Source organism: Leptolyngbya sp. FACHB-321, assembly GCF_014695975.1.
GTDB lineage: Bacteria > Cyanobacteriota > Cyanobacteriia > Leptolyngbyales > Leptolyngbyaceae > Stenomitos.
In genome coordinates this window covers 60,914-74,922 of sequence record NZ_JACJPI010000073.1, presented here as the reverse complement: position 1 = coordinate 74,922, position 14,009 = coordinate 60,914, and the positions used below count along the sequence as shown (strand labels likewise).

General features: G+C 50.6%; 12 protein-coding genes. 4 read left to right on the top strand and 8 right to left on the bottom strand.

Annotation, left to right across the window (positions count from 1 at the left end; translation table 11 throughout):
• Positions 1 to 23 precede the first annotated feature (23 nt).
• On the bottom strand, positions 24 to 1,223 hold the full coding sequence (locus H6F76_RS20430) for a BMP family ABC transporter substrate-binding protein (protein WP_190511055.1): 1,200 nt from the start codon (positions 1,221 to 1,223) through the stop codon (positions 24 to 26).
• 324 nt (positions 1,224 to 1,547) lie between these two features.
• Between H6F76_RS20430 and H6F76_RS20425 the strand changes: the two genes are divergently transcribed.
• Positions 1,548 to 2,720: an FAD-binding oxidoreductase gene (locus H6F76_RS20425; RefSeq protein WP_190511053.1), complete on the top strand. Its 1,173-nt coding sequence runs from the start codon at positions 1,548 to 1,550 to the stop codon at positions 2,718 to 2,720.
• Between the two features lie 58 nt (positions 2,721 to 2,778).
• Here H6F76_RS20425 and H6F76_RS20420 read toward each other — a convergent pair whose 3' ends face one another.
• A complete protein-coding gene (locus H6F76_RS20420) occupies positions 2,779 to 4,746 on the bottom strand; it encodes an iron uptake porin (RefSeq protein WP_242036768.1) in 1,968 nt (655 codons plus the stop codon).
• 412 nt (positions 4,747 to 5,158) lie between these two features.
• Here H6F76_RS20420 and H6F76_RS20415 point away from each other — a divergent pair, with 412 nt between their 5' ends.
• Entirely contained in the window at positions 5,159 to 5,758 is a 600-nt protein-coding gene (locus tag H6F76_RS20415; RefSeq protein WP_190511051.1) for a hypothetical protein, read from the top strand.
• A gap of 143 nt (positions 5,759 to 5,901) precedes the next feature.
• Entirely contained in the window at positions 5,902 to 7,041 is a 1,140-nt protein-coding gene (locus H6F76_RS20410; RefSeq protein ID WP_190511049.1) for a sulfate ABC transporter substrate-binding protein, read from the top strand.
• 212 nt (positions 7,042 to 7,253) lie between these two features.
• On the opposite strand, the gene H6F76_RS20405 is transcribed toward H6F76_RS20410, so the two are convergent.
• From H6F76_RS20405 to H6F76_RS20380, 6 genes are all read right to left on the bottom strand, one after another.
• On the bottom strand, positions 7,254 to 8,180 hold the full coding sequence (locus H6F76_RS20405; RefSeq protein ID WP_190511047.1) for a type II secretion system F family protein: 927 nt from the start codon (positions 8,178 to 8,180) through the stop codon (positions 7,254 to 7,256).
• Between the two features lie 75 nt (positions 8,181 to 8,255).
• Positions 8,256 to 9,431 (bottom strand): molybdopterin-synthase adenylyltransferase MoeB, encoded by a 1,176-nt coding sequence (gene moeB, locus H6F76_RS20400; RefSeq protein ID WP_190447834.1) that lies wholly within the window; start codon positions 9,429 to 9,431, stop codon positions 8,256 to 8,258.
• 137 nt (positions 9,432 to 9,568) lie between these two features.
• Positions 9,569 to 10,039: a Mov34/MPN/PAD-1 family protein gene (locus tag H6F76_RS20395; RefSeq protein WP_190511045.1), complete on the bottom strand. Its 471-nt coding sequence runs from the start codon at positions 10,037 to 10,039 to the stop codon at positions 9,569 to 9,571.
• A gap of 134 nt (positions 10,040 to 10,173) precedes the next feature.
• Positions 10,174 to 10,938 carry an ABC transporter ATP-binding protein gene (locus H6F76_RS20390; protein ID WP_190447838.1) on the bottom strand — a complete coding sequence of 255 codons (765 nt, stop codon included), beginning with the start codon at positions 10,936 to 10,938 and terminating at the stop codon, positions 10,174 to 10,176.
• Positions 10,939 to 11,814, bottom strand: coding sequence for an ABC transporter permease (locus H6F76_RS20385; protein ID WP_190511042.1), 876 nt, complete (start codon positions 11,812 to 11,814; stop codon positions 10,939 to 10,941).
• 217 nt (positions 11,815 to 12,031) lie between these two features.
• Positions 12,032 to 12,568, bottom strand: coding sequence for a hypothetical protein (locus H6F76_RS20380; RefSeq protein WP_190511040.1), 537 nt, complete (start codon positions 12,566 to 12,568; stop codon positions 12,032 to 12,034).
• A 177-nt stretch (positions 12,569 to 12,745) separates the two neighbouring features.
• Between H6F76_RS20380 and ruvB the strand changes: the two genes are divergently transcribed.
• On the top strand, positions 12,746 to 13,963 hold the full coding sequence (gene ruvB / locus H6F76_RS20375; protein ID WP_199322259.1) for a Holliday junction branch migration DNA helicase RuvB: 1,218 nt from the start codon (positions 12,746 to 12,748) through the stop codon (positions 13,961 to 13,963).
• Positions 13,964 to 14,009: the final 46 nt, after the last annotated feature.

Here is a 14,009-nt window from a genome sequence, read left to right as displayed (position 1 = left end):
CTCATCTCTTATTCCTCCTAGCCCTAGCTCTTCGTATTCCCCAGTACCCCTTCTACCAGCCAATCCATCTTCTCTAATTCAGTATCTTTCTGCTTAAACTCCTTACCTTCAGGGATCACAATCTTGCCTGTGTTGTCTTTGAGCGGACCTTTATAGATAACGAGGGTTTCTGTCTCTAGCGCAGCCTTCGCAGCATCCGCATCTTTCTTGGCGGCATCAGAGACAGCAGGACCATACTCTGAAACCTTGACAAAGCCCTCTTTATAGCCGCCGCGTACTAGATGGGGAATACCACCATCCATCGTCATTTTGCCTTCCTGAATCAACCTGGCGTACTCCCCATAAATCTTTGACCAGTCCCATTCTGCTCCAGTTAAATAGCCTTTGGGTGCCAGTTTAGACTGGTTAGTGTGGTAGCCCGTGCAGTAGATACCTCGCCTTTCGGCGGTTTCCATGATGACTTTGGGGCTATCAACGTGGCAGGTAATGACTTCAATGCCCTGGTCTGCCATGCTGTTAGCGGCTTCAGCTTCTTTGACCGGCAAGGACCAATCACCCGTAAAAATGACCTGTGTTGTCGCTTTTGGGTTGACCGTGCGTGCGCCCAGCGTATAGCTGTTGATATTGCGGACGACCTGAGGAATTGGTTTGGCAGCAATAAACCCAAGTTTGCCGTTCTTTGCCATATGTGCGGCAACAATGCCCGCTACGTACTGGGCTTCGTCGATATAGGCAAAGTAGCTACCGACATTTTTAGGATGCTTACCTTCGACATACAGACCCCCCGCATGGAAAAACTGCACATTGGGGCTGCCAGGAGCGACTTTCAAAATGTGTGGGTCGTAGTAGCCAAAGGAGGTCGGAAACACAACCGTTGCGCCATCCTGGTTAATCATGTTGAGCATGACTTCCTGAACTTCGTTGGTTTCTGGCACACTTGCCTGCTCAACCGTTTTGACACCGGGCAGTTTGGCAACGCCTTCTCTACCTTCAAAATGTGCCTGGTTCCAGCCGTAGTCGTCTTTAGGACCCACATAGATAAAGCCCATCACCACTTCCTTAGCGGCGGCAACGCTAGAGGCAGGGCTACCAGAACCAGCCTGGGGTGTGGGTGTAGAGGCGCAACCAACCCAAAGGCGGGAAGTGGCACCAAACGCACCTGCGGCAAGCAGCCCGCGAATAATTTGACGACGTGGAATAGACAAAGGACGCTGACTGCTCACGGTTGACTCCTCAAAAAAGATTGGATGTAAATTCGGAAAACGACTTGATCGTAGGTTGCTAGCGAGAAGAGGACGATCGCCGGAACCATTAGTGATTACTGCGATTCTGTTTTGCTAGACTGCTTGATCTGCCTTAGCTGAATCGCTTCATACGCTAAAGTCTTTGGCTGTTAAAAGGGGGGCACTTGTCCCGCGACCTGTACCGCGCCAGACTAACCGCATTAAACTAATCGCCTCAGAACAATCGCCCTGCACAATTCTTCAAACGCTGCAAAAGTAGAATAAAGCGGCAAGCCGTAATTGAGTACCTTAGACATTTCGACTATGCAGAGCTATGACTGGATTGTGATTGGTGGAGGCATTACAGGTGCAGCTCTTAGCTACGAGTTAGCCAAGCAGAAGTTTTCTGTCTTGTTGCTAGAGCAACACCCCTCCCTGCAAGGAGCAACCCGCTTTGGCTATGGCGGTATTGCCTTTTGGTCTGGAACGACCGCGCTCACGAGGCGGCTTTGTGCTGAGGGCATCGCGTTACACCGCACATTATCAGGTGAATTGGGGGCTAGTACAGAGTTGCGTGAACTGGATCTGGTCTTGACGATCGCCGCTGGCGAAGATCCCGCTGCGATCGCCCAGTCCTACAGCCACTTTGCGATTCCACCACGGCTGGTGAGCGTGGCAGAAGCCTGTGAGCTAGAACCACTGCTGAATCCAGACGCGATCGCGGGCGCTCTCACGGTCAAGCACGGTCATATTTCAACCACTGCAATGGCTGCCGCCTACATACAGGCGTTTACGCGACTGGGCGGCACGGTGCAGATCGATTCAGCAAAAGCCCTCCTACGTAATGATTCGCGCGTAACAGGCGTGGTGGGTGAAGCAAACACCTATCACAGTGCCAATACGGTTGTCTGTGCAGGTGCCTTCAGCCGCTCACTACTGAAGGCAGCAGGGATACCCGTTCGGCTTTACTTTACTCATGCAGAACTGCTAGAAACCCCGCCTGTCGCTTTGCAATTGCGATCGCTCGTTATGCCAGCCGATACCAGACGTTTTCAGCTTGAAGCCGACTCTAGCACTGCTGCACTCGACCCCCTTTGGGATCAACCCGGACATGAGCCAATGCCGCTGATCCTAGACCCTGGAGCCGCTCAATTGCTCAATGGCAGTATAAGAATGGGGCAGATCAGCCGAGTGCTGACCGACCTTAATGCACCTATTGATGCCGCTGAAAGCGAAGGCAAAATGCGGCGAAACATTGGGGCTGTCCTACCTGCTTTAGAATCACTGCCCGGTACATGGCATCACTGTCTGATTGCCTTTAGCAGCGATCGCCTGCCCCTCATTGGCGCACTCCCCCATACAGAAGGAATCCACCTGTTTTCAGGCTTCAGCAATCCGCTGGCGATCGTGCCACCCCTGGCAAGACGCTTTGCTAGCAGCGCGATCGGACAAAAAGATGAGCTATTGCCCGACCTCTCGCCCGATCGCTTTGCGTAGACATTAACGATGCGTTGATCGTTGTTAACTACTAAAACTAATAACGATCAACCCACCACTAAAAACTAAACTGTGCTCGCAAGTTGCCGACAAAAATGGTCGGATTGCTATCAAAGTTATTAGCGTTAAAGATGGCGTAGAACGATGGCACCAGCGCCAAATTGTCGCTTAATGGGAAGAAGTAAGACGCTTCTAGCTCATACATCGTGCCGCCATCACCCGCACCTGCAGCAAAGTATTCTTCACCTCGAATAATGTCCATCGGCACCAGGAAGGTTACAACGCCCAGAGCACCTTTTTTGAGCAAGTCGGGGAAGCCAACCCCAACCTGGAATGACTGTACATCCACCGCTTTGTTGATTGGCTCTAGATTAGTGTTACCAAAGCTATAGCGTCCAAAAATACCAAAGCCAGGGGTGATCAGCCAATCAAAGTTGAAAGCAAGCGTGTTGGCATAGGCATGGTTCAAACCGCCATCAATAATGCCGTTAGAAAAGCCTGGACCTGCATCCAGGTAGCCGTAAGGAATAGGTTCACCAATAGCACCACCAACCTGACCGCCATACGCCTGAATGCGGCTGTAGTTGTACATGAACCGGAAGTTGAGGGAACTCGTCGGTGAGAAGGTCAACTCAGCCGTCGCTGTATTGGTGCCACCAAACAGACCAAAGTTAGGATTGCTGGAGGTGTTAAAGCCAAACTGACCGGGCAGAAACTCTGTGTTTTCGCCCAAATACGCAACGGCTAATCGGAACTGTTTATTGATGTTCCACTCTATAACAGCCCCCGATCCACGATCGATCGCGTTTGTCTGGGTGCTGCCGATCGAGTCAAAGCTACCTGCTCCAGTGAGAAAGAAGGTAAAGCGGTTGAAGTCAAAGTGGCGATACCAATTCACGCGGGGACCAACAGTGATCTTAATCGCGTCGTTCAACGGAAAACTATAGAACAAATCGTGAATCACGACATCATTACGACCGTTCACTGTACCGGCGGACTGATCGGTAAAGGGTGAACCAAAGGCGTTAAAGAACCCTGCTGACGCATATTGGTTGATCGGCGAAATGCCGTTACCAGCCGCTAGCTGAGTGACGAGGCTATCTTTACCCGAAAACGATGTATTAAAAGTCAGCCAGGTCAGAAAACTAAACGTTGGCTCTGGTGAACCTGTTACTTGTCGAGTTGGTGACCCAGTGGCGGGGTCGCGGGTGGCAAAAAAGCGCCCGTTAGCAGGGTTCTCGACGCTTCCAGGTGGTCCTTCAAACGTCACATCCCGGCTAGCATTGGCAGCAGAGAGATTAAACCAAACTAAACCATTCAGCTTGGTCGTTGTAGAGAACTGCTGTTTCTCCAAAGTGGCGGTACGTGCTTCCACTGCATCAACCCGCCCACGCACAGTAGCGAGTTCTGCTGCAAACTCTTCCTGAAGCTTCTGTACGGCTAGCAAATCTTCTTTTTTGACTAGATCAGCCGTGCCCGCTGCAATCAGTTCATTGATCCGATCCATACAGGCATTTAGCCCAGCCGAAAACTCGTAGCGAGTCAGCGCCCGGTTGCCTCTGAAGGTTCTATCGGGATACCCAACAATACAGCCGTAGCGTTCAACCAATGATTGCAGCGCTTGAAAAGCCCAATCCGTCGGCTGAACATCAGTAAGTTGAGAGACAGATGTAACTTGATCGATCGCGCTGGGATCATCTGCCTGTGCCTCGTCTGCTTCGGCTGGCTCCATCTCGGCAACATTAGCAATAGCCTCGATCGCATTAGCGTGCAAAGTTGGTTGGGGCGCTTGCTGGGCAGCAGTCGGTTGTGCCGTGACGGATTGTGCCGCAGCAGGTTGTGCCGCAGCGGACAAACTGGCTGGCTTAGGATGAGTATCAGAAACCGCTGGCAAGGTGTTGATAGAACTCTGCGAGGCTCTCACACCCGTTGCCGTTAGCCCTGCGACTGCTCCTGCAATGACCAAAGCTGTACATAGATTGGCTGGCGTCGCCAAAAGAAATTTCCATTGTTTGGAAATAGACATCAGAACCTCACACCACATAACTGAACGAATCAACTTGCAAGCATACTAAAGCCCATATCGAAGCGATGTAATTTTCGACACATTAGATCTCTCTAAAGGCATAGATGTTTTATAGTACGTCAGTTGCCCAGCCCTAGAGTTAGCAACTTTTCGGTCGTTAGGGATCGATCGCCTTTGATTAAGCGTTGCTAGACTAAGGCGCATCCACAGACGTTTTACAATGAGATCGAGCCGCTTGTGAATCTAGCTAGCGTATGAATACAGATGCTTGTACGTCCCGTATCCCTGCGTACCTTATATAAGGATCAACTAGCGCTTAACATTGCCATTCACCTATAGTCTCTGCTTCGAGCTTACTTTTGTAACGGTTTGGGCATCCTTCACTCATGCCGTTTCTTTTGCTTGAAGAATTATGGGTACTTTTTTGCCAGTCGCCACTTCTCCTTTGTTAACGACGCGCTTTGTCAACGTTTTGCATTGGGCAGCGGAACTACACGCTCGACAAGTCAGGGAAACACATGACATTCCCTTTGTCAGTCACCTGCTGGCAGTAGCTGCTCTTACCGTAGAAAAAGGCGCAATTCTACTGCCAGCAGAGTTGCTTGAAGATGCGGCAATTGTGGCACTTATGCATCATTCTGTCGGCGATATTGGGCTACCGCTAGAACTGTTTGAGTCGATCAGCCACAATGTTCAAGCTGCAATGCAACTGCTCTGCCAGGACTGCCCCTCCGCTAAAACCGAACCAAAACAGGCGTACGTCCAACGTTTGATTAACGGTACAGGTGAGGCGGCAGCGATCGCTCAATTAGTGGCAGCGGCTGACCATCTCGATAATCTTCGCTTTTATACCGACCAGGGGCGGAGCTTATGGAAGCCCAACGATCAACCTTTTTATGAACATTTTCTCGAACAAGTCAACGTGCCTTCTGAATGGGCAGAGGAAATGGAGCTTTTGCTAGAACGTCTGCGGCAACCAGTACGATCGAGAACTGGTGCTGGAGTGATCTAAGCTGCGCTGTTCAATTACCCGTAAACCGATGCAGAAATGTGGCTTTCCTAATTGTTTTGGCGATCGTTTGTCTGTATTATGATCTCTTATCGCATAACTTACGCTATTCCGATTGGTTAGCCGTATATTCAAGGAGACATAGAATGACTGTCCGGCAGCGTACTCCCAAGCCTCTGGGAAACCTTATTCACTATTTTACTGATCGACTCAGACTTACCTCCTTCAGACAGTTCGTATCCCTTTTTGTTGTGGGAGCAGTGCTGAGTCTATCGATCGCTGCCTGCTCTTCGGGCAACAATGCCACCACTCCCGCTGCCGGTGGCAGTGCCAGCCCTGTTGCTGACCAGAAAAAGGATGTTGAACTCACTCTGGTTGCCTACGCTGTGCCTAAGGAAGCGCATGATGCAATTATTCCAAAATTTGTGGAAAAATGGAAAACTGAGAAGGGACAGAACGTTACCTTTAATCAAAGCTACGGTGGCTCTGGCTCTCAAACCCGCGCCATCATTGACGGATTGGAAGCCGATGTCGTCAACTTGGCATTAGGAGCCGACGTACTTAAGCTGGTAAAGGCGGAGCTGGTCAGTCCTGACTGGAGTACGAAAGTGCCCAATAACGGCATCGTGGGCGAAACAGTAGTGGCTGTCACTACCCGTGAAGGCAACCCAAAAAATATTAAAACCTTTGCAGATTTGACCCGCGACGATGTGAAATGGGTGACGGCTGACCCAAAAACCTCCGGGGGCGCTCGTTGGAACTTCCTCGCACTCTGGGATTACAACCTCAAAACGGGTGGCAATGAAGCTAAAGCGAAAGAGTTCGTTGCCAAAGCTTATAAGAATGTAGTCGTCCTGGCAAAAGATGCGCGTGAATCAACTGATGCTTTTGCTAAGCAAGGTCAGGGGGATGCGCTACTAAACTACGAAAACGAAGTGATTCTGGCAAAAAACAAGGGTGAGAAGCTGGACTATGTCGTGCCTGAAGTTAACTTCTCGATCGACATTCCGGTGGCTGTAGTCGATAAAAACGTCGATAAGCATGGCACTCGCGAAGTGGCTGAAGCCTTCGTCCAGTACTTGTTTACGCCCGAAGCACAAGAAGAGTTTATCAAGCTCGGCTTCAGACCGCTTGCCGCTAGCGCAGACAAGAACAAAGAGCTAGCTGCAAAATATCCTCCCGTGAAGACACTCGGTACAATCAAAGAGTTCGGCGGTTGGGAACAGGCTCAAGATAAGTACTTTGGCGATAAAGGCGTTTTTGATGAGATCCGCGCTGCCAAGTAACATACTGCTGTAAATGCGGTTTTGCGCTTAGAGGAGCAAGGTAATCTTGCTCCTTTTTTGAGGATCGCTCGACCTTTGCTTTAGCGTCAACCTCGCTCCTTCTCTTGGTACTGTGATGGCTCTCTACAGAGATGTGGTTGAGGCGAAGTGAAGGGCTAAACTCCTGATGCCTTGCTTTCCTAAAAACTGTGCGTTTCAGTGCGTTTCAATAGTTAACTGGGTAGTACGTTTAACAGTGAGCCGATCGTTTGGATGCCAATAAGCAATACTAGACCACCCATCGCCACGATCGCCAGGGGACGTAGCGCTGCCTGAAGTTGCTTGAACTGAAGCTCTAGATCGCTTTCGTAATAGTCCGCCAGTTTGACCAGCATTTCGTCTAAATTGCCCGCCTCTTCGCCTGTGCGGAGCATTTGCAGTGCCAGCGCTGGCAGTTTTCCAGCCAAGCTTTGGCTTAAGGTTTGTCCCGCTTGAAGGTGGCGAGAGGCGATCGCCAACGTTTTTTGCAACGCCACATCAGGAATATGCGATCGCACTAACTCCAGTGCTTGCAACAGTGGCATTCCACACCGTAGCGGCAGTTCCAGTTCTGCAAAGTAAAGGAGCGATCGCGACTGGGCAATCCCTTTCAGAAACGGTACGCTTGCCATAAGTTGCTGGCCGTTGCCAGTTGCCTCCAGTAATCGCCTACTACTAAAACCGATCGCCGCCAGTAATGTTGCTAGAACGAAGAATCCTGGTTGCAACACGAAGGCTGTACTGCGCGAAAGCAAGGCGACCAGCAGCGTTAACAGGGCAAAGCCAATGATGATGACTGATGTGATTACAGAGCTGTAGAGCTTTTGTCGTCGGTGCTGCGCTTCGGCGGCGATCGCCAGTCGCTCAAACGCTTCTGCCAATGCACCGCTATATTCAGCTACACGAATGAGCGCGAGCGTCCATTGGTCAAAATAAGGCGATCGACCATTAAGCGCGGTCGCCAGATCTTGACCCGCTTCCACTTTGAGGCTGGCTTCTTTAAGCGATCGCTGGAAGTTGGCACCACAGTCTTTACCAGCCATGCCCAAACACTGCTGCACTGGAATACCAGCCTTGAGCAACGCTGCGAACTGATGGAAAAAGCGAGCCGCTTCCAGCATGGTAAGAAATCTTGAGTGAAAAGTTTTGAGTTTTAAGTTAGCGCAACTCAAACCCCAAAACTTACAACTCTCAACTTAATACTCTGGTACGGATGGATCAACTTCCCGGCTCCATGCCGTGATTCCACCTGTAACGTTAATGCCTTCAATGCCTGCTTTTTCTTTCAGGATGCCTAGCGCTTTCGCCGATCGTCCACCCATCTTGCAATGAGCAACGAGCTTGTGTCCGTTCAATAGCTCTTTGACCTTCGCAACGCCATCACCATTCTCAATATCAGGCAGCGGGATCAGCACGGCACCAGGAATCTTTGCAATCTCGTACTCATGGGGATTGCGAACATCCAACAGCACATAATCGTCAGCATTGCTGTCAAGCAACTGCTTGAGTTCCTGCACGGACATTTCTTGCATACCAGCTTGCTCCTTTGCTTCAGCAGCTTTTGCCTGGGGGATCCCACAGAACTCTTCGTAATCGACCAGTTTTTCAATCACGGGACGCACGGGATTCGGACGCAGCTTGAGTTCCCGGAAGCTCATATTTAAGGCATCGTAGAGCAGCAATCGTCCACTCAACGTCGTACCTTGACCCAGAATAATTTTGACCGTTTCCGTTGCCTGAATCACACCAATGATCCCTGGCAAAATACCCAATACACCGCCTTCCGCGCAGGAGGGAACGAGTCCAGGTGGGGGTGGTTCAGGGTAGAGATCACGGTAGTTAGGACCGCCCTCGTAGTTAAAGACCGTTGCCTGCCCCTCAAACCGGAAGATCGAGCCGTAGACGTTTGGCTTGCCGAGCAACACGCAGGCATCGTTGACTAGATAACGAGTGGGGAAGTTGTCGGTGCCATCAACAATGATGTCGTAAGGCTCGAAAAGCTCCAGGGCGTTTTCAGACGTGAGGCGCGTTTCGTAGAGATCTACCTGGCAATAGGGGTTGATTTCGAGAATGCTGGCTTTGGCAGACTCAATCTTGGGTTTGCCGACCCACGATGTACCGTGAATGACTTGGCGCTGCAAGTTGGAAAAATCGACCACATCGAAATCGACGATGCCGATCCGTCCAATGCCAGCAGCGGCAAGGTAAAGCAGTAGCGGGGAGCCGAGACCACCTGTTCCAATGCAAAGCACGCTGGCAGCTTTGAGACGCTTCTGCCCGTCTAACCCTACTTCGGGCAAGATCAGATGACGCGAATAGCGCTCGTACTCTGCTTTTTCAAGCTGAATATCGTTGAGATTGGGATTGAGCATGGGAAGAAAGGCTAAAGGATGAAGGATGAAGGCTAAAAAAAGTTGAACTTTGGAGGAACGACTAAAGGATGTAGCTTGCTTCTGCGAAGCAATAGGCTAGTGGATAAAAAAGGATTGAATCGGTTTGCTGGACGGCTTCACATTCGAGCCACTTCAGCAAGTTGGAGGGCTTCGGGTTCAAATTGATGTTGCTCGTTGAGTGTCCAACTGCGACGATCGTTAGCATTGCCATGCTTAACGGAGACAATTAGGTAAGAGTACTGTGACCAGGCAAGGGCACGATCGCACTCGGACGGCACTGCCAGATGGTCAGGATGAGAATGATAAATACCGATAATGTCTAGCTTGCGCTGACGTGCTTCGCGCATTCCCGCCAACATCGCTTCTGGTGCAATCCAGTAGCGGCGAGTCTTGGTAAAAGCAGCACTGTCGTTCAGTTCATTTGCAGCATCTGTATCCCACGCATTCGGCACAGCATAAACGTCATGCACGACCTTTTCGTTTGCGGCGATCGTGCCCAGCAACAGCCCACAGCACTCTTCAGGGTAGGTGCGTTCGGCGTGGGCATAAATTGCCTGTAAGTGTTCGGCGTGAAGCGTTAAAGACACGGAAGGATGAGATGGTGTGCGACAGACTTCTTATTCTAGGACAGGATTATGCTGGATATGGTGCGTTGTCCAAAATGCTTAAACTTTAGACAGAAGTCAGGTTTGTTTACAGACAGGTGCTGTCTCTGCCGGAATCAAACGTGTCGTAGCCCCATGTCTAACTTTTGTTCGACTGCGCTCAAGTAGGCTTCTGCTGTGTCAGCAGCACTACCGCTAAAGCGAATGCGACCTCGATCAAGCCAAATTGCGCGATCGCACGAACGATGAATATCCTCCATGCTATGCGAAACCAGCAGCACAGTGGCGCTACCATCCCAGAGCTGCTCCATTCGCTGCTTACACTTTTGCTTAAAGCTTTCGTCACCGACTGACAGCACTTCATCCAGAATCAAAATATCAGGCTGGACATCCGTGGCGATCGCGAAACCTAACCGTGCTGTCATCCCTGAAGAGAGCGCCTTAACAGGGACAGAGGCATAATCCTCTAACTCCGCAAACTCCAGAATGGCAGCGGCTCTATCCAGCATCTCGCTGCGCTTAAAGCCCAGCAGCACACCGTAGAGGACAATGTTTGCCATCACGGTTAGCTCAGAATCAAAGCCTGCACCTAGTTCAATCAACGGTGCAATGTGTCCTCTCACGCGCAAGGCACCGCGCGTTGGCTGCAAGATGCCTGATATCAGCTTGAGCAACGTTGATTTACCCGAACCGTTGGCACCAATGATGCCGATTTTTTCACCAGCTGTTACAGAGAGATCAATATGATCTAACACGAGCTTGCGGGCAGGCTTGCGGTACTTACCTTCGACAAACGAGAGCAACGTCTTCTTCAAGTCATACGAAAACTCTTCTTGAGTGCGTCGTGACAGCGATACCTGGTCGAGGCGAATTACTTCCATTTAGAGTAAGTCCATAAACTGCGATCGCCAGGATCGGAAACAACTCCATCCCAGCCCAAAGATAATTAAGCCGCCCAACAGCGCACGCACTAGCATACCTACCTCTGGCGGTTCGCCTGACAACACAATCTGACGGGTACTTTCGATGATGGGAAAGAGCGGATTCAGGTCTAAGAAGGGTCTTACTTGTGGTGGCACAATGGAGGCTGGGTAAAATACAGGGCTACTAATCCACAGCACAAAGACAATCAATTCGTAAAAGTAAGGTAAGTCTCGAAAGAAGACAAACAAGCCCGCAACAAGAAAACCCGCGCCTAAACAAACCAGTACGAGCGCCAGAAACGGTAGCGGAAAAATTGCTAGATTAATCAAACTTTTAGTAACGATCGTCCCGACCAAATCTGGCAGTGACAACGGCGTGGTCATGGTTTCTAAAACATGATGCCGGACGTTAATCACCGTAAAGATTGCCAGAAAAGGCAAAGGACCCACGGCAAACTGGAAGATATTCGCTACATTCACTGACACTGGAAAAACGCTGACGGGCAGACGGATTTTATTCAGTAAGGGTCCGTTGCCCACCACACTCGTGAGCGCTTGCGACGTGGCTGCTGAAAAGAAGTTAATGATCACTAGCCCTGTAAAGGCTGCCAGAGCATACCTGATCAGCGAGCCGTGATACACTTCTGCAAAAATACCGCCAAAAATCGCCGTGTACAGCCCAGTCATGGTCAGAGGATTCAGCAGCGACCAGAAGATGCCCAAGATGGAACCGCGATAGCGAGCACTCAGGTTGCGTTCAACCAAAACACGCAGCAATTCCCAGTAGCGCTGTGACTCGGAACGAGAAAGGTTTTTCCGAAGTGAGATTGCCATGCTTGGATCAAACCGAAGTGAATTCTGGTTGCAATTGCTGATCTAAATTCCCTGTATTTGGTGCCAATGTCAACCATGTGACAAACCAGAAGGGCTAGAAGCTTTGTCAGTATTGAGAGAAAAGTAGATTTTGACGAGTGCCCATCATCACTCTATTGAGACGCTGAAACAAGCTTCTGGTTCCATTGCCTGAACGCTTTAGGCTCCGAAGCCAGGCTTATTGAGCAAAACCCAGCGCGATTAAAGTTTGTTGCATTGCCTGCTGCTGCTCCAAATCATACCCCCAGCGCTCTAAGAACGCTTGATAGTCTCCTGTTTTTGTGGCGATCGTCCCTAGCAAGCTCTGTGCTTCTGCCTGCACCTGAGGCAACTGGAGTGCTTGTATGAGTTGTGTTGTGCGCGATCGTACTCGTGCTGACCCTTGCACCAAGTCCTCATTCTGGTTACGGCGATGCGTCATTGCCATTGCTGTAGACATCACCAGGTTTTTGATCAACAGTGGCGCAACGATCGCGGGTGATGTTTGCAGCGCTGCAATGAGTGTAGGTGTTAGGTGATCGGCTAGCGGGCGATCGTCGCTCAAATACGTCACAAAAAAGCCTCGTGCCCCATTCTCACTGCGAACTAACTCACGCACCGTTGCCCCAAAAGCATCAACGTTACCTTGCTCAAGGTCGTTTAGGAGTGCCTGCGTGACGGCGATCGCGTCTGCAAAACTGATGTCATCAGACGTCAAACGAGGCTCAACTGCCATGTTCTAAAGTTCTCTCGGTATGATGAATATTGAGCGTTCAGCACTCAGCTATCAACCTGGCACTGGGACGATAAGCTAGAAGGGTCTCAAAGCTGTTGCCTGCTGTAGCTTGTTTCCGCTTTGCGGCAGCTGATGACTGAATTGTAAACGGCTGACCGCTGATTGCTTCTCCAAAGTATGGCAATAATTTCCTCTAAACAACCGACTCCAGATGCAGATGATCCAGCGCGTGACGATGTGTTACCTCTGGAGACTGCTAACGACAGCAGCAAGGAGCTACCAGCAAAAACCAGGACGCGAAAACAGGAGCAGCAGTTGCCTCTGAAGATTATCGAAGACGCTACTGGTACGGACGACAGCAACATTAAACCAGCGCGGTCAGCTTCTTTATTGCAGCCCAATTCACAACCAGAGGAGTGCGGCAAACAGGAAGAGCGCCTCCGCCCGCAGCGCCTTGCAGAATACGTTGGGCAGAAAGACCTGAAAGAAATTCTGGATATTGCCATTCGCGCTGCCAAAGCTCGGCATGAAACCTTAGATCATTTGCTGCTCTATGGTCCGCCCGGATTGGGCAAAACAACGATGTCACTGATTTTGGCAACCGAAATGGGGGTCAATTGCAAAATTACCAGTGCGCCCGCGCTAGAACGCCCCAAAGATATTGTGGGACTGCTGGTAAACTTGCAGCCGGGTGATGTGCTTTTTATTGACGAAATTCATCGCTTGAACAAAGTGAGCGAAGAGCTTCTGTATCCGGCAATGGAGGATTTTCGGGTTGATTTGACGATCGGGCAAGGCTCCAGCGCCCGCACACGATCGCTCAAATTACAGCCGTTTACGCTGGTTGGCGCGACAACACGGGTCGGTGCGCTCACATCGCCTCTACGTGATCGCTTTGGGCTAATTCAACGGTTACGCTTTTACGAACTAGATGAACTGACGCAAATCGTGCTGCGAACAGCAAAACTGCTTACTACCGCTGTGACATCTGAAGGCGCTACGGAAATTGCCCGCCGCGCCCGTGGCACTCCCCGCGTTGCCAATCGTCTGCTCAAGCGAGTGCGTGACTATGTGCAAGTGAAAGAGATGGGCACGATCGACCAGCCGATCGCCGCCGAGGCATTAGAGCGCTTTAACGTTGACCCCTGTGGCTTAGATTGGACCGATCGCCGCTTGCTAACGGTTATGATCGAACATTTTGGCGGTGGTCCCGTCGGGTTAGAGACAATGGCAGCCGTTACAGGCGAAGATGCTCAGACGATCGAAGAAGTGTACGAACCCTATCTTTTGCAGATTGGGTATCTCAACCGCACGTCGCGTGGTCGCATTGCGACTCCTGCTGCCTGGAAACATCTGGGCTATACGCCACCTAGCAATCAGCTTTCGATGCTTTAGCCAGCCACTTGGCTTACCCATTGCTCCCCTAAAGCCAGTGATAATG